Source organism: Streptococcus sp. SM5 (genome assembly GCF_027497975.1).
This window is the reverse complement of record NZ_JAJNSC010000015.1, coordinates 41,610-59,642: the sequence shown is the minus strand read 5'-3', so window position 1 is coordinate 59,642 and position 18,033 is coordinate 41,610. Positions and strand designations below refer to the sequence as shown.

The window sequence follows — 18,033 nt, the reverse complement described above, 5'->3', positions numbered from 1 at the left end:
CAGCTCTTAGAACTGATTCTTCATTTCACTTATTTGGCTTCTGTAAATACTTCTTTAAGATAAGCGTCAAAAACTTCTTCATCCGAAATCGTATCAGAAATGAAGCTTCCATTGCTAGTGCGTTCTGACAGGTTCAAGTCTTGCAATCGGCTTTCATAGATTGTTCCTTTGTTGGATTGAACAAGTAAAGTTTGGTCGTTTTCTTCCACATCTGTACTGAAGAGATCACCGATGAAACCTTGTTCTGCAACTGCTCCTGCTAAGAAGACACGATGCGGTTTGTTTTTCAACTCACGCAAGACTTGTAGTCCTCGTTTGGCACGGCTAGTTGCTGGAATTTCGTCAATAGAAACACGTTTCAAACTTCCACGCTGAGTCAAGAGGTAGAAGGATGAAGTGTTACAGATAAAGGCCGATTGGAGGGTATCATCTTCTTTCAGGTTCATAGCCTTGACACCTGCAGCCTTGGCACCGACAACAGGAACCTCTTCGATATTGAAACGCAGAGCATAACCGTTTTGGCTAATCAAGAGAACATCATCCAGTTTAATCGGAGCCACTGCTACAATCTGGTCTGTCTCGTCTTTGAGCTTAGCATACTTGACAGACTTAGACTTGTAGGTTCGCCATGGAGAGAACTCTTTGAGTTCTACCCGTTTAATTTGACCGAGACGAGTTGCAGTAAAGTAGGTTGTCGCATCATCAAACTGATCCACGACTTCCACATAAAGGATTTCTTCGTTCGTTTCAAAGTTTGTGATGGTTTGGCTCAGATGCTCTCCGATGTCCTTCCAGCGAATGTCTGCCAATTCATGGATTGGTCGATAAATGACATTTCCGAGAGTCGTAAACATCAAAAGATGCTGGGTTGTCTTGGCAGCTTGTACAAAGATCAAACGGTCATCATCACGTTTTCCAATTTCCTCTAGCGTTGAAGCTGCAAAAGAACGCGGGCTGGTACGCTTGATGTAACCAGCCTTGGTCACGCTGACGTAGGTATCTTCCTCGGCAATCAGACTAGCTGTATCAATCTCAATTGCTTTCGCAGTGTCTTCTAAAGAACTCAAACGAGGAGTGGCAAATTTCTTCTTGACCTCACGAAGCTCTTTCTTCATAAGATTGTACATGGTCCGTTCATCACCGATAATAGCCGCCAGCATGGCAATCTTTTCACGAAGTTCTGCTTCTTCTTCCTGCAAGACAACTACGTCTGTATTGGTCAAACGGTACAGTTGCAAGGTAACGATGGCCTCAGCCTGCTCCTCTGTAAAACCATAGCTGACCTTGAGGTTTTCCTTGGCGTCAGCCTTATTCTCAGATGCACGGATAAGAGCAATAACCTCGTCCAAGATAGAGATGACGCGAATCAAACCTTCGACGATATGGAGACGTTTCTCCGCCTTTTCCTTGTCAAAGCGTGAACGCGCCAAAATCACTTCACGACGGTGGGCGATATAGCTAGACAAGATTGGGACAATCCCGACCTGACGAGGTGTGAAATTGTCAATCGCCACCATGTTAAAGTTGTAGTTGATTTGCAAGTCAGTGTATTTGAAGAGATAGTTGAGTACGAGCTCCGTATTTGCGTCTTTCTTAAGTTCAATAGCGATACGAAGACCGTCACGGTCAGACTCATCACGAACCTCAGCAATCCCCGCTACTTTGTTATTGACACGAACATCATCTATTTTCTTGACAAGATTGGCCTTATTGATTTCATAAGGAATCTCAGTGATAACGATTTGTTCCTTACCACCTTTTAGCTTTTCAATCTCTGTCTTAGAGCGAACAACCACGCGCCCTTTCCCAGTTTCATAAGCCTTCTTGATTTCGTCACGCCCTTGGATGATAGCTCCTGTAGGGAAGTCTGGGCCAGGCAAGAATTCCATCAACTTATCCACCTTGGAAGTTGGATGATCAATCATGTAAACTGTCGCATCGATAACTTCGGCCAAATTATGGGGAGGAATATCTGTGGCATATCCAGCCGAAATACCAGTAGAACCATTCACCAAGAGATTTGGAAAGGCTGCTGGCAAGACTGTCGGCTCTTTCTCCGTATCGTCAAAGTTCCACGCAAAAGGAACGGTCTTCTTCTCGATATCCTGAAGAAGGTAACCAGCAATCTCAGACAAACGAGCCTCCGTATAACGCATAGCCGCAGGCGGATCACCGTCCATAGAACCGTTATTACCGTGCATTTCGACTAGAATCTCACGATTCTTCCAGTCCTGTGACATACGAACCATAGCATCATAGATAGAAGAATCACCGTGTGGGTGGAAATTCCCCATGATATTCCCGACAGACTTGGCCGACTTACGGTAACTCTTATCAAAGGTATTGCCATCCTTATTCATCGAATAAAGAATGCGACGCTGAACCGGCTTCAAGCCATCACGAATATCTGGCAAAGCCCGGTCTTGAATAATGTATTTGGAGTAGCGACCAAAGCGCTCTCCCATGATGTCCTCCAGGGACATATTTTGAATGTTAGACATAATAATTCTCTTTTTAGTGTTTTATTGTAAAGTAAATCTATATTTTATAAATTTAACTGTTTCTTTGTAGGTAGTAAGAAAAGAAGAGCAATCCTACTAATCCTAGAATGAATAAAAGATTAATTTTAATAACAAATAAGCTAAGTAGGGTATTAATTAGGCCGTGAAAAATGGCGCAAAAAAGGACCGACTTAGTCTTTTTGAAAACAGCTGCTAGAAGAATACTGAGATAAATTGCAAATAGACTGAATAATATAAAAGGCATACCACTTTGGGAACTTCCAATCACAAACCATAAAGGTATATGCCATATTGCCCAAATACAACCTGTTATCAAACCGGAAATCCAAAAGGAGAATCTAGTTTCCAAAGTTGGTTGCAAGATGCCTCGCCATCCCAATTCTTCTTCGCCACCATAAACACAGACTGCACTCAAAAAAACAACAAACAAATTTCCTAGTGGAAAAGCCGGATTAAGCTCCTTAGATGAGAAAGCAATGACACCTGTTTGCACGAAAATTAGTAAAAGAAATAACAAAATATATTTCTTTGAGTCCCCTAAGATAAAAGAGACTATGCTTTTAATGGATTTTTGAGGCAAACAAGAAATTGCTGCAATGGTAGGACCGAAACCTCCTAGTAAATGGAGAAAAACTCCTAGTGGACTTGTTAGACTTAAGAGGTTCATTTGCGTCAGAAAAGCGAGCAATCCCCAACCAAATCCCCAAGAAATGAGAAAACTAATCAGTAAAAATTTTGTTATCTTATTATTTTGTAAATGTTTCATTTTTTTCGAGTCTCTCCTCAGCGTATTGAATCATCTTCTCAGCTACTTCTTTATCGTAGTCAAAATCCATCTTTTGAGCAAGGGACTGAGCCTCTTGGTGGAAAAGTTCCATCGTATCAAATAGAGACTGAGTGATTTTGTCTAAACTGGAAAAATCAAGAAGATTAGATAGCTCCTTCTCTTTTTCAACTGGCAAATGGTTAAAGAGATACTTGCAGTTCTTGCCGATTTCGACTCTTCCCCTAGCACTTGCTACCTGCCAAGCCAAGATTTTCAGGAGTTCTTGTTGACAAATGCCATAGAGATGATCGGTCGCGTAGATGAGCTGATTCCGACAAATCCCTTTGACAACGTAGGCCGACACCCACCAGAACTCATTGCAGGCTTTTTCAAAATCTGTCTGACTAGCTGGATTCGTCCAGTAACGCTCTATATTTGGTGAATAGGGTTCAAATAAATGCTCTGGATCTTCTAAAACAGTAAATCCGGCCTCACTATCCACCCACTCTTGAATTTGTTGTTTTGGACAGAGGGTTAGATCAATTCGATTTCCATCTTCAAAGAGCATGAGGTATAGACGACGTTGACCAAGACCAACTTCTTGCTCGATAATGCGTTTGCCAAACTGGTCCAACCAAGATACATCTGTAATCAGCTCGTCCAGATTCTCTACAACATAGACTACGTCATAGTCTTGAAATTCATCTTTTGAGGCTTTTGTATCAGTCCGTGAACCAGACATGGCGACAGCCGTGACTTGTAAGGTTTCAGCAGTCTTTAAAACTACATCGAGCATTTCTGTTTCAGTTCTCATGTTTATACCCATTCATTAAAAACTAACTTAAAATACTGTCGCTTCTTCCAGCGTAAACTTGACATTATCTTCAATCCACTTACGTCGTGGTTCGACCTTGTCTCCCATAAGGACATTGACGCGACGTTCGGCGCGAGCCAGATCTTCAATGGTGACACGGATAAGGGTACGGGTTTCTGGATTCATGGTTGTTTCCCAGAGCTGGTCCGCATTCATCTCACCAAGCCCTTTATAGCGTTGGAGGGTAGCCCCTTTACCGAACTGCTTACGGAGTTCCTCTAGTTCTCCGTCTGTCCAAGCGTAGGCCACTTCTTCTTTCTTGCCTTTTCCTTTGGACATCTTGTAAAGAGGTGGAAGGGCAATATAAACATGTCCCGCCTCAACTAGCGGACGCATATAGCGGTAGAAAAATGTCAAGAGCAATGTCTGAATGTGGGCACCATCCGTATCCGCATCGGTCATGATAATGATTTTGTCATAATTGGCATCATCAATAGAGAAGTCTGCCCCAACACCTGCACCAATGGTATAAATCATTGTATTGATTTCCTCATTTTTGAGGATATCCGCCATCTTGGCCTTAGCTGTATTGATAACCTTCCCACGAAGAGGCAAGATAGCCTGGAACTTGCGGTCACGACCTTGCTTGGCAGAACCACCGGCAGAGTCACCCTCGACCAAATATAGTTCGTTCTTAGCAGGATTCTTGGACTGGGCTGGGGTTAATTTCCCAGACAACAAGCCCTTGTCTTTCTTGTTTTTCTTACCATTTCGGCTCTCATCACGCGCTTTGCGAGCCGCCTCACGAGCATCACGCGCCTTGATAGCCTTGCGAATAAGGTTAGAAGCTAATTCCCCATTTTCCATAAGGAAAAAGGTCAACTTATCAGCCACAATGCCATCCACAACGGGACGAGCAAGGGGGCTTCCTAGCTTGTCCTTGGTCTGACCCTCAAACTGCAAATGTTCTTCAGGGACCAAGATAGAAAGAACGGCCGCTAGTCCCTCACGATAGTCTGAACCTTCAAGGTTTTTATCTTTTTCCTTGAGAAGCCCCGTCTTACGCGCATAGTCATTCATGACCTTAGTGATAGCAGATTTGAGTCCTGTCTCATGCGTTCCGCCGTCCTTGGTACGAACGTTATTGACAAAGGACAAAATGTTATCTGAAAATCCGTCATTGTACTGGAGGGCCACTTCCACTTGGAAACCATTGTCTTCCCCTTCAAAGTAAAGAACTGGCGTTAAGGTCTCCTTGTCTTCGTTGAGGTAAGAAACAAAGTCTTGTACCCCATTTTCATAGTGGAATTCAATCGCTTCGTCTGTGCGTTTATCCGTTAGAGACAAGGTCACATTTTTTAAAAGAAAGGCTGACTCATTGAGGCGTTCTGAGATGGTATTGTACTTGAAATCTGTCGTAGAGAAGATCGTCGCATCAGGCATAAACGTAACCTTGGTACCTGTTTTAGACTTGGGCGCTGTACCGATTTTCTTCAAAGTCGTAACAGGTTTGCCACCATTTTCAAAACGTTGCTTGTAGATTGCACCGTCACGAGTGATTTCAACTTCTAGCCAGCTAGAAAGGGCGTTAACTACGGAAGAACCCACCCCGTGCAGACCACCTGATGTCTTATAACCACCTTGACCGAATTTCCCTCCGGCGTGGAGAATGGTAAAGATTACTTCAACCGTTGGGATTCCCATCGCGTGCATTCCAGTCGGCATCCCACGTCCGTGGTCTTGAACCGTTAAACTGCCGTCTTTATTAATGGTCACATCAATACGGTCACCAAATCCAGACAAGGCTTCATCGACAGCATTATCGACGATTTCCCAGACGAGATGATGAAGACCTGCCCCATCAGTCGATCCGATATACATCCCTGGACGTTTACGGACGGCATCCAACCCTTCTAGCACCTGAATGGCGTCATCATTATAATTGTTAATATTGATTTCCTTTTTTGACACAAGGAACCTCCTATTCGTTCATCTTTACTATTCTACAGGTTTTCTAAGGATTTTGCAAAATTTTTCTTTCTCCGCTGTGACAATTTCAGAAGAGATTCTCTGCCTTTCTTCTCCATTTCATGATATAATAGGAGTATGATTACAATAGTTTTATTAATCCTAGCCTATCTGCTGGGTTCGATTCCGTCTGGTCTCTGGATTGGACAAGTATTCTTTCAGACAAATCTGCGTGAACACGGTTCTGGAAATACTGGAACAACCAATACTTTCCGCATTTTAGGTAAGAAAGCTGGTATGACGACCTTTGTGATTGACTTTTTCAAAGGAACTCTAGCAACGCTTCTTCCAATTATTTTTCATCTTCAAGGCGTTTCGCCTCTCATCTTTGGACTTTTGGCTGTTATTGGTCATACCTTCCCTATCTTTGCAGGATTTAAGGGAGGTAAGGCTGTCGCAACCAGTGCTGGAGTCGTTTTCGGATTTGCACCTGTCTTCTGTCTCTACCTTGCAGTTGTTTTCTTTGGAACCCTCTATCTTGGTAGTATGATTTCACTATCTAGTGTCACAGCATCTATCGCGGCTGTCATTGGAGTTTTACTCTTTCCACTTTTTGGTTTTATCTTGAGTCACTATGACCCTCTCTTCATCGCTATTATCCTAGCTCTTGCTAGCTTGATTATCATTCGTCATAAGGATAATATCACACGTATCCAGAATAAGACTGAAAATTTAGTCCCTTGGGGATTAAACTTAACTCATCAAGATCCTAAAAAATAAAACGCCAGTTTGAACAGAACTGACGTTTTTTTGTATGCTTATTTTGATTTGATATAGTTGATACCATCTGCTTTTGGTGCAACTGCTTTTCCAAAGAAAGCTGCCAAGACCAAAATAGTCAAAACATAAGGTGCGATTTGAAGGTAAACCGCAGGCACTCCTTGTAGGAATGGCAATTGAGAGCCGATAACAGCCAAACTTTGTGAAAGTCCAAAGAAGAGACTAGATAGCATGGCTCCGATTGGATTCCATTTCCCGAAGATCATTGCAGCAAGGGCAATAAATCCAGGTCCAACAATAGTTGTCACTGAGAAGTTAACTGAAATGGATTGAGCATAAATCGCTCCCCCAATTCCACCTAAGAAACCTGAAATGATAACTCCTAGATATCTCATCTTGTAGACATTGATTCCCAAAGTATCCGCTGCTTGAGGGTGTTCACCGACAGAGCGGAGACGAAGACCAAATCGGGTCTTGAAAAGGATAAACCAAGCAAAGAATGAGAAAGCAATCGCGATATAACCTAGCAGACTTGTTGACTTGAAGAAGATATCACCAATCACTGGGATATTTGCTAAGACTGGGAAGTCAAAGCGTCCAAAAGTCTGACTTAGGTTGTCGGTTTGTCCTTTGTTATAAAGTACTTTCACCAAGAAAACAGCCAAGGCTGGGGCCATCAAGTTCAATACCGTACCGCTGACAACATGGTCTGCACGGAAATGAACCGTCGCTGCTGCGTGGATGATAGAAAAGATTCCCCCTACCAATCCTGCAACTAACAAAGATAGCCATGGAGTTGCTGCTCCAAATTGTTCTGCAAATTCAAGGTTAAAGACAACTCCAGAAAAGGCGCCCATAACCATAATTCCTTCAAGGCCGACGTTGACCACACCACCACGTTCAGAGAAAACACCACCAATACTTGTAAAGATGAGGGGTGCTGAGTAAATCAGCATAGAAGACACCAAGAGGGTGAGCAAGGTTGTAATAGACATCTTTACTTACCTCCTTTAACTTGTTTTTTCGGTTTGACAAAGCGTTCGATAAGGTAATGAACACTGACAAAGAAGATAATAGACGCTGTTACAATGCTGACAAGCTCAGACGGTACCTGCGCCGCATTCATACCAGGGGCTCCAACTTGGAGAACACCAAATAGGAAGGCTGCAAAGAGAATACCAATTGGTGAGTTTGCCGCAAGCAGACTAACCGCCATCCCGTTAAACCCGACAGCTAAAGATGCCCCTTGAACATAGACGTTCTGGAAGGTTCCAAGTCCTTCAACAGCTCCACCAAGACCTGCCAAAGCACCTGAAATAATCATTGAGAGGATAATCGTTCTTTTTGCAGAAATACCAGCATATTCTGAAGCATGTGAATTAAGACCAACCGCACGGATTTCAAAACCAAGAGTCGTTTTCTTGAGCATGAACCAAATAACTGCAACGGCAATGATGGCAAAGAAAATACCAATATTCATCCGCGAATTACCAGTCAACTCAGACAACCAAGGTGTCTGGTAAGTTGCATTAGCCCCAACACGAATGGTCGAATCTGTACTTTGCATAAAGTCTTTAGGGAAAGCATGGATAAAGGCATTCCCTACATACAAGACAATGTAGTTCATCATGATGGTTACGATAACCTCTGACGTCCCTAGATAAGCTCTAAGAATACCTGGAATCGCTCCGACAATCCCACCAGCAATCAAGGCAATCACGATAGTTGCTAAAATCATCAAAGGACGTGGCATATCTGGATGCGACAAGGCAAACCAACCACTAAGAATCCAACCTGCCAAAGCCTGACCAGGAAGTCCAACGTTAAAGAAGCCAGCACGACTGGCAACGGCAAAACCAAGACCAATCAAGACCAAAGGTCCCATGGCACGGAAGATTTCCCCAATTCCGCGTAGACTACCAAAGGCTGTATAGAACAATTCTTCATAGCCCCAAATAGCATCATAACCAAAGATCCACATGACAATGGCTCCAAGTAAAATTCCTAGGAAGACAGAAATCAAGGGAACCGAAATTTGTTGTAATTTTTTAGACATCACTCTTCTCCTTTCCCAAGTTTCCACCAGCCATCAAGACACCAAGCTCTTGTTTATTGGTTGTTTCTGGTGATACAATACCTTGAATCTTACCATCATGGATAACAGCAATACGGTCTGAGACGTTTAAAATCTCATCCAATTCAAAGCTGACAACAAGGACAGCCTTGCCATTATCACGCTCTTCAATCAAGCGTTTGTGGATATATTCAATGGCACCGACATCCAACCCACGAGTTGGCTGGCTGACGATAAGGAGATCAGGATCACGATCAATTTCACGAGCAATAATTGCTTTTTGTTGATTTCCTCCTGAGAGTGCAGCTGCAGGAACAAATTCATTTGCAGCACGAACATCAAACTCTTCCATTAGCTTTTTAGCATAAGAGGTAATATTTGAATAGTTCAAAATTCCATTTTTACTATGTGGTTCTTTATAGTAGGTTTGAAGGGCAATATTTTCAGAAATCATCATTTCCAAAATCAAGCCATCACGGTGACGGTCTTCTGGAACGTGCCCAACACTCAATTCTGTAATCTGACGTGGGTGCAATCCTACAATTGAATCTCCTTTTAGCTCAATGCTACCAGATTCAACCTTGCGAAGACCTGTAATGGCTTGAATCAGTTCAGACTGACCATTTCCATCAATCCCTGCAATACCAACAATCTCTCCAGCACGAACATCCAAGGAAAGATTTTTCACAGCTGGGACACCGCGGTTTTCATTGACCACCAAATCTTTGATTGACAAGACCACTTCTTTTGGTTGAGAGGCTTGCTTCTCTGTTTTAAAGGAAACAGAACGACCTACCATCATTTCTGCCAAATCAGCATTGGTAGCTCCTGCAATTTCGACTGTTTCAATTGATTTTCCACGACGGATAACTGTAACGCGGTCAGAAACTGCACGAATCTCATCCAACTTGTGGGTAATCAAGATAATTGATTTCCCTTCTTTGACAAGATTTTTCAAAATAGCCATCAATTCATCAATTTCTGATGGGGTCAAGACAGCCGTTGGTTCATCAAAGATAAGGATATCAGCCCCCCGATAAAGGGTTTTTAAAATTTCTACACGTTGTTGGGCTCCAACTGAGATATCTGCTACCTTGGCAGAAGGGTCAACAGCTAAGCCATAACGTTCAGAAAGAGCCTTGATTTCTTTGCTAGCTCCAGCGATATCTAGCACACCATTTTTAGTCAATTCACTACCTAAAATGATGTTTTCAGCCACTGTGAAGGCTTCTACCAACATAAAGTGCTGGTGAACCATTCCGATTCCCAAGCTAGCTGCTTTAGATGGTGAGTCGAGGTTAACAACTTGACCGTTGACCGCAATTTCACCACTTGTTGGTTCAAGAAGGCCTGCTAACATGTTCATTAGCGTAGACTTACCAGCCCCATTTTCTCCTAAAAGTGCATGAATTTCACCTTTTCGTAGGTGCAAGTTGATTTTGTCGTTGGCAACAAATTCACCAAACACCTTGGTAATATCACGCATCTCAATGACATTTTCGTGTGCCATGTGCTCTTCCTTTCAGAGTCTTATTTTATTTCAATAAAACTTGCTAGTTTCTCTAGTAGCAAGCTTTACTGAGACAAAATGACTTTGTCTCAACTCTTAAAAAAGCGGCCGAGGGCCGCTTCCTAAGAAATGACTTCCATCCGTTATTTTTCAGGAACTTTTACGCTTCCATCAAGGATTTTAGCTTTAGCATCTTCGACAGCTTTTTTACCTTCTTCTGAAAGGTTTGTCACTGCCAAGTCAACCCCTTTATCTTTCAATGAGTAAACGATCACTTGACCGCCAGGGAATTCACCTTTTTCTGCCTTGTTAGCAATATCTTTTACAGTTGTACCAACTTGTTTCAAAGTAGATACAAGAACAAAGTTTGATTCTTTACCATCTTTAGAAGTGTATTTACCTTCTGCTTCTTGGTCACGGTCAACACCGATAACCCAAACTTTTTCATTTTCAGGACGGCTTTCGTTAAGTGATTTTGCTTCTGCAAAGACACCTGCACCTGTACCACCAGCTACTTGGTAAACAATATCTGCACCAGCTGCGTATTGTGCAGCTGCAATTGTTTTACCTTTAGCAGCATCACCAAATGAACCAGCGTAGTCAACTTGTACTTTGATAGATGGGTCTACTGACGCAACACCAGCCTTGAATCCTGCTTCAAAACGAGAGATAACTTCTGACTCCATACCACCTACAAAACCAACTTGTTTTGTTTTAGTTGTTTTAGCTGCGGCCACACCAGCGAGGTAACCTGACTCATTATCAGCAAACGTTACGCTAGCAACATTCTTTTGATCTTTAATCACATCATCAATCAAGACATAGTTCAAATCAGAGTGGTCTTTTGCTGCTTCTTCAACCGCATTGTGAAGGGCAAAACCAACACCGAAGATTAGGTTGTAGCTTCCAGCCGCTTGTTGCAAGTTGTTAGCGTAGTCAGCTTCACTTGTTGATTGGAAGTAAGTGAAACCTTTATCTTTTGAAAGATTGTGTTCTTTACCCCAGTCTTGCAAACCTTCCCAAGCTGATTGGTTGAATGATTTATCATCAACACCACCAGTATCAGTGACGATTGCTGCTTTTGTCTTCACATCAGAAGATGAAGCTGCGTTACGAGAAGAGCGGTTACCACATGCAGCAAGTCCAACTGCTGCCACTGCAACTAGACCAAGGCCTAGCCATTGTTTCTTGTTCATTACTGAACCTCCTAAATAAGATGTGCAACGATGTTGCAAGTATGGATTGGTTGGCCACAAGGACCGTGCCACTCAGAGAGCGACTCAGACTAGTTTAAGTCTGTAAAAGAGTATGGAAGTAACTCCCCGACCGTCATCTCGACCGTCGATTTATCTTTTGCGACTAAGGTCACTTTTAGATCTTGTTCAAAAAATTCAGCCATCACTTGGCGACAAGCACCACATGGCGAGATTGGTTTTTCAGTTTGTCCATAAACAATCAATTCGGAAAACTCTCTTTGGCCTTCGGAAACTGCTTTAAAAATCGCTGTACGCTCTCCGCAGTTGGTCAAAGGATAGCTAGCATTCTCAATATTGACACCTGTATAAGTGCTACCATCTTTTGTCACTAAAACAGCTCCGACTGGAAAATGAGAATAGGGCACATAGGCTTTCTTACTGGTTTCAATTGCTAGTTCAATCAACTCAGTAGTCGCCATCAGCCAATTCTCCTTTTAAAATGGCTACCCCAGCTGACGTTCCAATACGGGTCGCCCCTGCTTCTACAAATGCAAGAGCATCTGCATAAGAACGAGCTCCGCCGGCAGCCTTGACACCCATTTCTGGTCCAACTGTTTCACGCATTAATCTAACATCTGCTACCGTAGCACCACCAGTTGAAAAGCCAGTTGAAGTTTTTACGAAGTCAGCTCCCGCTTTTTGAGCTAATTGGCAAGCCACAACTTTTTCTTGGTCTGTCAGAAGGCAAGCTTCAATAATGACTTTCACTAACTTGTCACCACTTGCTTCCACTACTGCGCGAATATCTAACTCAACCAAATCAAGATTACCTGATTTGAGAGCTCCAACATTAATCACCATATCAATCTCATCTGCACCATTTTGGATAGCTTCCTTGGTTTCAAAAGCTTTCACAGTTGAAGTTGTTGCTCCCAAGGGGAAACCTACTACTGTGCAGACCTTGACATCTGTGCCTTTAAGCCCTTTTTTAGCATGTTCAACCCAGGTCGGATTAACGCAAACACTGGCAAAATCATACTCTCTAGCTTCAGACAACAAACAATCAATTTGATTATCTGTCGCATCTTGTTTCAAAAGTGTATGATCGATATATTTATTTAATTTCATATTCGGATTCTCCTGCAGTTTATGAGATTATTTCTATGATTTCTCGTAAACTTTGCACACTATCATTTATTTTAACATATTTTTGAAAATCTGTAACTAGCTGAGGAGAAATTTTTCCATTTGTGTATACTTTTGCAACAATTTCTCCCTTTTGAACGGAATCTCCAACTTTCTTTTCAAAAACAATTCCTGTTTCATAGTCCAAGGCATCAAACTTGACTGCACGACCTGCCCCCAGTCTCATAGCATAAAGTCCAAATTCCATAGCTGGAAGAGCTGAAATGACACCCGTTTCCTGAGCAGGGATGTCCACCACATGGGCTACATTTACAGGACGATAGAGGTCTTCCAAGTCTCCACCTTGGGCTTGGACCATCTCCTCAAACTTAGCCAGTGCTTGACCATTTTCAAGATGTTGGTGAACTTCTTCAATTGTCTTGTTAACATTTGCAAGGCCAAGCATAATTTGAGCCAGTTCGCATATAAAATGGGTAATATCCTGACGGCCTTGACCTTGTAAAATCTCCAATGCCTCAAGGATTTCTAGACGATTTCCAATCGCTCGTCCCAAGGGCTGACTCATATCCGTAATGACTGCTACCGTTTTTCTACCAACTGCCTTACCAAGATTCACCATAGTTTGAGCCAGTTCACGCGCCTCATCAACCGTCTTCATGAAGGCACCCTCACCGACAGTTACGTCTAGCAAAATAGCATCCGCTCCTGCCGCGATTTTCTTGCTCATCACCGAACTCGCAATCAAAGGAATCGTGTCGACAGTTGCGGTCACATCACGGAGGGCGTAGAGAAGCTTATCTGCTTTGACAAGCTGGTCTGATTGCCCAATGACAGATACACCAATATCCTGAACCTGACGAATAAAATCTTCTTGACTACGCTCTACTTGATAGCCCTTAATGGACTCCAATTTATCAATTGTCCCACCAGTATGGCCGAGACCACGACCACTCATTTTTGCCACAGGCACACCGAAGCTAGCAACAAGGGGAGCTAAAATCAAGGTTACCTTATCACCAACACCACCCGTAGAATGCTTGTCAACCTTAACCCCATCAATAGCAGATAAATCAAACTCTTGCCCTGTCTGAACCATTTTCATGGTCAAATCAGATATTTCTCGAGTCGTCATTCCTTTAAAATAAACAGCCATAGCAAAAGCAGACATCTGATAATCAGGAACAGTTCCTGACACATAGCCTTCTACCAGCCATTCAATTTCACTCGAAGTTAATTCTTGACCATCTCGTTTCTTTTGGATTAAATCAACTGCTCTCATTCTTTCACACTTCTAAGGATATAGTATCCCTTATCTTTTTTGACGATTTCACAATTGCCAAACACATCTTCCATCTTAGACTTAGCACTTGGAGCCCCTTGTTTCTTCTGGATAACGATTGTTAAATCTCCACCAGTTTCCAAAAAATCTTTACTTTTCTCAATAATTTCATGAACCACTTGCTTGCCCGCACGGATAGGAGGATTAGAAATGACATGGTCAAATTTCCCTTTAACTTGTTCATAGATGTTAGACTGGAAAATCGTCGCTTCTACTTTATTTCGTTCAGCATTTTGTCGGGCCAAATCCAAGGCACGATTATTGATATCGACCATGGTCGCCTGAACTCCATAAGCCTTAGCCAAGGACAAGCCCAAAGGCCCGTAACCACAGCCTACATCAAGGACAGTCTCTCCTTGGTTGACCTCAAGACACTTGAGCAAAAGTTGACTGCCAAAGTCAACCATTTTCTTGCTAAAAACACCCGCATCCGTCAAAAAGGTCATTTTCTCTCCCAACAAGTCCACTCTTAACTCATGAATGTCGTGAGCAGCGTCAGGATTCTCTGCATAATACATTTTACTCATGAAACTATTTTACCATAATTTGACTTAAATTGTAAATCGTTTACAAATTGATCATAAAACGAAAAAGACTGAAGAAAGCTAGTAAACAAGACTTTTTCTTCAATCTCTTTTAACTTTTATAACCGAATAACAAAGCACGTAGGACTAGATATCTCATAGTCTATAGTCTGGCACATTTTTATTTCTTTACCTTCAAATGCTTCATTACCAACAAAATTCCCAACAGGATGTTTAGATAAAAGCCCAACTGATACGTTTTTGTCAGGATTTCCAAACTTGTCCAAAGTCGGATTAAATCTTCTAGTGACATGCGGAATAAATAACCCTCTGTAGCAATCCATAGGACTAAAAAGACATAACTTCCAGCAGCAAGCCGTTTCGTCCACCGTTTTTTGAGTAGGCAAGCAATTAAGAGCGAACAGATAAATACAGCTGTTACAATAGCATGTTCCATCAAAAAAGTAAAACCGTAATAGATTTCCACAAAGCGTCTACCATTATCCGCATTCGCCCCTTTTATAAAAGGTAAGGCAAAACTTAAAATAAAACAGAGTTCCAATATGTAACGTTTTAAGATTTTCATAGTACACCTCCTATAAGTTGTGAACTAAAAAGCCCCCTTTATAAGCTTATAAATCAGTAGAAACTATCTCCTACTTCATCAATAAATTGTTCATCCTCTATCTACCTCTATTATACGATATTGGCTTACTATCATCAAGAAACCGCTTTATTTTTTTAGCTTTTTATGGTATGATAGACAAAATATCTAGGGGAAAACAAATGACCAACGAATTTTTACATTTTGAAAAAATCAGTCGCCAAACTTGGCAATCTTTACACCGAAAGACAACACCTCCTTTGACAGAAGAGGAATTAGAATCCATCAAGAGTTTTAATGACCAGATTAGCTTACAGGATGTTACCGATGTCTATCTTCCCCTAGCCCATCTCATCCATATTTACAAGCGTACCAAGGATGACTTGGCCTTTTCAAAAGGAATTTTCCTTCAACGTGAAAGCAAATCCCAACCTTTTATCATTGGAGTTTCTGGGAGTGTTGCCGTTGGAAAATCAACAACCAGCCGCCTGCTTCAGATCCTACTGTCCCGTACACTTACAGATGCTAGGGTTGAGTTGGTAACAACTGACGGCTTTCTCTATCCCAACCATACCTTGATTGAGCAAGGGATTCTAAATCGGAAGGGATTTCCTGAAAGCTATGATATGGAAGCTCTTCTCAACTTCTTGGATCACATCAAAAATGGACAAGATGTGGATATTCCTGTCTATTCTCATGAAGTCTACGACATCGTTCCTGAGGAAAAACAAAGTGTCAAAGCTGCTGATTTTGTGATTGTCGAGGGGATTAATGTCTTTCAAAACCCACAAAACGAGCGTCTCTATATCACTGACTTCTTTGACTTTTCCATCTATGTTGATGCTGCAGTCGATGACATCGAGAGTTGGTATCTGGACCGTTTCTTGAAGATGCTGAGCCTAGCCCAAAACGACCCTGATAGCTACTATTATCGTTTTACACAAATGCCGATTGGGGAAGTGGAATCCTTTGCCCATCAGGTCTGGACCAGTATCAATCTCACAAATCTACAAAATTATATTGAACCGACCAGAAATCGTGCGGAAGTGATTCTTCATAAAACAAAGAACCATGAAATCGATGAAATTTACTTAAAAAAATAATTTTCCCTTGTCAAAACGTAAGTTTTCAGATATAATGGTATAGTTAGTAAATATGGAGGTAAGAACATTGGCAAACATTAAATCAGCTATCAAACGTGCTGAATTGAACGTTAAACAAAACGAAAAGAACTCAGCTCAAAAATCAGCTATGCGTACTGCTATCAAAGCATTCGAAGCAAACCCATCTGAAGAACTTTTCCGTGCTGCTAGCTCAGCTATCGATAAAGCAGAAACTAAAGGTTTGATTCACAAAAACAAAGCAAGCCGCGACAAAGCTCGTCTTTCAGCTAAACTTGCTAAATAAGAAACAGTCCATAGAGGCTGTTTTTTTGTCTCCAAATAGGAAAAAGGTAGGAAATGAAAATCGCAATTATCGGATATTCTGGTGCTGGTAAGTCAACTCTAGCTAAAAAGTTGTCTCACTGCTACTCCATCCCCAAACTTCACATGGACACGCTCCAATTTCAACCTGGTTGGCAAGACAGTGACCGCGAATGGATGTTGACAGAGATGAAAAACTTTCTCACCAAGCATGAAGCTTGGGTTATTGATGGAAATTATTCTTGGTGTTTCTATGAGGAAAGAATGCAGGATGCTGACCAAATCATCTTTCTTAATTTTTCGCCATTGACCTGTCTCTTTCGAGCCTTTAAACGTTATCTCACATATCGAGGTAAGGTCAGAGAAAGTATGGCAGCTGGTTGTCAAGAACAATTTAATTGGGAGTTTATCAGATGGATTCTCTGGGATGGGCGGAGCAAATCCGCTAAAGAACGCTACAAGTGGGTTCAAGAAACCTATCCAGATAAAGTTGTTATCCTTAGGTCTCAAAAGGAGATAGATTACTTTATAAAGACTCACGAAAACAAGAAGAAAAACCAACATGGATAATGTTAGTACTATTTGGAAGACAAATCCCCTTTTTGGAGCTATTTTCTCAAAATATTTTCTTCATTATTTACCAATCTATCCTATCTAAAACTCTGAATTCTATAGAAATGAAAAGGGACATTCACTGTCCCTTTTATCAATTTTTAGATTTTGAATATACAATAATAACAATCGCTAGGCCTCAAATCCTCTTTACTCATTTGGAATAAGTATAAGGGAAGACGGATATTATATTTAGCTTTCATAAATAATAGGTAATGGAATGATTGTTATAACCTTAATCTGAAAAAATAAAGGTTTCAGCTACTAAAAATGTGCAAGAAAAGCTTGATTTCATAAACTTTATCAGCTTCGTTGCTATAACCTCGTCCCCAGTCATACCTAGCCCCAAGTAATTTCCAATTGATAGCTGGCAAAGGGATATCCCTCTTGGTTTTGTAGTTGATAGTCTAAATGAATCTTTTGCCCATCAACTTCATAACGACTGGTTTGGATAATAAACTCCTGCATGCCCATGGGTGTAGGAATATAGGCCAAACTATCACTATCCTTTAGAAAGCGCATAATGGTCTTGGGATTGGAAAATCGACTCATCACCAGCTCTTGACCATGAAATTTAATCACTACTTTTTCCTTTTCCTCATTATAGAAAAGCAGGTAGCTATAATCTCCTTTTTCATGCACTTCCACGTCATAAAGTTGGTCAATCACTTCCAACTGCTCATCAAACTGAATCGTATTTCGCATCCGAATCTTCACATCAGGTCCTCTTTCTTGTCTCTTGTCCTACTATTTT

The 18,033-nt window shown here is 41.6% G+C and carries 18 protein-coding genes; 4 read left to right on the top strand and 14 right to left on the bottom strand.

Features of this window, described 5'->3' with window-relative positions; all coding sequences use genetic code 11:
- Nucleotides 1-29 precede the first annotated feature (29 nt).
- The 4 genes from parC to parE are packed head-to-tail and all read right to left on the bottom strand — an operon-like array spanning nucleotide 30 to nucleotide 6,073.
- Nucleotides 30-2,501 (bottom strand): DNA topoisomerase IV subunit A, encoded by a 2,472-nt coding sequence (gene parC, locus PAN07_RS11665; protein ID WP_269797971.1) that lies wholly within the window; start codon nucleotides 2,499-2,501, stop codon nucleotides 30-32.
- Between the two features lie 52 nt (nucleotides 2,502-2,553).
- On the bottom strand, nucleotides 2,554-3,288 hold the full coding sequence (locus PAN07_RS11660; protein ID WP_049543041.1) for a type II CAAX endopeptidase family protein: 735 nt from the start codon (nucleotides 3,286-3,288) through the stop codon (nucleotides 2,554-2,556).
- The gene (locus PAN07_RS11655; protein WP_269797970.1) at nucleotides 3,269-4,102 is read right to left on the bottom strand and encodes an aminoglycoside 6-adenylyltransferase; all 834 of its coding nucleotides are present in this window, start codon (nucleotides 4,100-4,102) and stop codon (nucleotides 3,269-3,271) included. Before PAN07_RS11655 ends, PAN07_RS11660 begins: the two co-directional genes overlap by 20 nt.
- Before the next feature lie 27 nt (nucleotides 4,103-4,129).
- Entirely contained in the window at nucleotides 4,130-6,073 is a 1,944-nt protein-coding gene (gene parE / locus PAN07_RS11650; protein WP_247939811.1) for a DNA topoisomerase IV subunit B, read from the bottom strand.
- A gap of 135 nt (nucleotides 6,074-6,208) precedes the next feature.
- On the opposite strand from parE, the gene plsY reads away from it, so the two are divergent.
- The gene (plsY, locus tag PAN07_RS11645) at nucleotides 6,209-6,850 is read left to right on the top strand and encodes a glycerol-3-phosphate 1-O-acyltransferase PlsY (protein WP_269797969.1); all 642 of its coding nucleotides are present in this window, start codon (nucleotides 6,209-6,211) and stop codon (nucleotides 6,848-6,850) included.
- A gap of 38 nt (nucleotides 6,851-6,888) precedes the next feature.
- Here the strand turns inward: plsY and PAN07_RS11640 are convergent, their stop codons facing one another.
- From PAN07_RS11640 to PAN07_RS11600, 9 genes are all read right to left on the bottom strand, one after another.
- Nucleotides 6,889-7,845, bottom strand: a complete 957-nt coding sequence (locus tag PAN07_RS11640) for an ABC transporter permease (protein WP_125454564.1) — start codon at nucleotides 7,843-7,845, stop codon at nucleotides 6,889-6,891.
- 2 nt (nucleotides 7,846-7,847) lie between these two features.
- Nucleotides 7,848-8,906, bottom strand: a complete 1,059-nt coding sequence (locus PAN07_RS11635) for an ABC transporter permease (protein WP_045597035.1) — start codon at nucleotides 8,904-8,906, stop codon at nucleotides 7,848-7,850.
- Complete coding sequence (locus PAN07_RS11630; RefSeq protein ID WP_269789023.1) at nucleotides 8,899-10,434, bottom strand: ABC transporter ATP-binding protein; 1,536 nt, start codon at nucleotides 10,432-10,434, stop codon at nucleotides 8,899-8,901. The genes PAN07_RS11635 and PAN07_RS11630 overlap by 8 nt, the downstream gene beginning before the upstream one ends.
- Before the next feature lie 143 nt (nucleotides 10,435-10,577).
- Entirely contained in the window at nucleotides 10,578-11,630 is a 1,053-nt protein-coding gene (locus tag PAN07_RS11625) for a BMP family protein (RefSeq protein WP_269797968.1), read from the bottom strand.
- Between the two features lie 89 nt (nucleotides 11,631-11,719).
- Nucleotides 11,720-12,109: a cytidine deaminase gene (locus tag PAN07_RS11620; protein WP_033686672.1), complete on the bottom strand. Its 390-nt coding sequence runs from the start codon at nucleotides 12,107-12,109 to the stop codon at nucleotides 11,720-11,722.
- On the bottom strand, nucleotides 12,096-12,758 hold the full coding sequence (gene deoC / locus PAN07_RS11615) for a deoxyribose-phosphate aldolase (RefSeq protein ID WP_269797967.1): 663 nt from the start codon (nucleotides 12,756-12,758) through the stop codon (nucleotides 12,096-12,098). Before deoC ends, PAN07_RS11620 begins: the two co-directional genes overlap by 14 nt.
- 19 nt (nucleotides 12,759-12,777) lie before the next feature.
- Nucleotides 12,778-14,055 (bottom strand): pyrimidine-nucleoside phosphorylase, encoded by a 1,278-nt coding sequence (locus PAN07_RS11610; protein WP_269797966.1) that lies wholly within the window; start codon nucleotides 14,053-14,055, stop codon nucleotides 12,778-12,780.
- Complete coding sequence (locus tag PAN07_RS11605; protein ID WP_078238317.1) at nucleotides 14,052-14,642, bottom strand: class I SAM-dependent methyltransferase; 591 nt, start codon at nucleotides 14,640-14,642, stop codon at nucleotides 14,052-14,054. The genes PAN07_RS11610 and PAN07_RS11605 overlap by 4 nt, the downstream gene beginning before the upstream one ends.
- Before the next feature lie 178 nt (nucleotides 14,643-14,820).
- Nucleotides 14,821-15,225: a hypothetical protein gene (locus tag PAN07_RS11600; protein WP_269797965.1), complete on the bottom strand. Its 405-nt coding sequence runs from the start codon at nucleotides 15,223-15,225 to the stop codon at nucleotides 14,821-14,823.
- 200 nt (nucleotides 15,226-15,425) lie between these two features.
- Here PAN07_RS11600 and coaA point away from each other — a divergent pair, with 200 nt between their 5' ends.
- The 3 genes from coaA (at nucleotide 15,426) to PAN07_RS11585 (ending at nucleotide 17,237) form a co-directional block, all read left to right on the top strand.
- Nucleotides 15,426-16,346 (top strand): type I pantothenate kinase, encoded by a 921-nt coding sequence (gene coaA, locus PAN07_RS11595; RefSeq protein ID WP_261052443.1) that lies wholly within the window; start codon nucleotides 15,426-15,428, stop codon nucleotides 16,344-16,346.
- 67 nt (nucleotides 16,347-16,413) lie between these two features.
- Complete coding sequence (gene rpsT, locus PAN07_RS11590; protein ID WP_001274000.1) at nucleotides 16,414-16,650, top strand: 30S ribosomal protein S20; 237 nt, start codon at nucleotides 16,414-16,416, stop codon at nucleotides 16,648-16,650.
- 53 nt (nucleotides 16,651-16,703) lie between these two features.
- Nucleotides 16,704-17,237 carry a DNA topology modulation protein gene (locus PAN07_RS11585; RefSeq protein ID WP_269797964.1) on the top strand — a complete coding sequence of 178 codons (534 nt, stop codon included), beginning with the start codon at nucleotides 16,704-16,706 and terminating at the stop codon, nucleotides 17,235-17,237.
- A 381-nt stretch (nucleotides 17,238-17,618) separates the two neighbouring features.
- On the opposite strand, the gene PAN07_RS11580 is transcribed toward PAN07_RS11585, so the two are convergent.
- On the bottom strand, nucleotides 17,619-17,996 hold the full coding sequence (locus PAN07_RS11580) for a DUF1934 domain-containing protein (protein WP_080709993.1): 378 nt from the start codon (nucleotides 17,994-17,996) through the stop codon (nucleotides 17,619-17,621).
- Nucleotides 17,997-18,033: the final 37 nt, after the last annotated feature.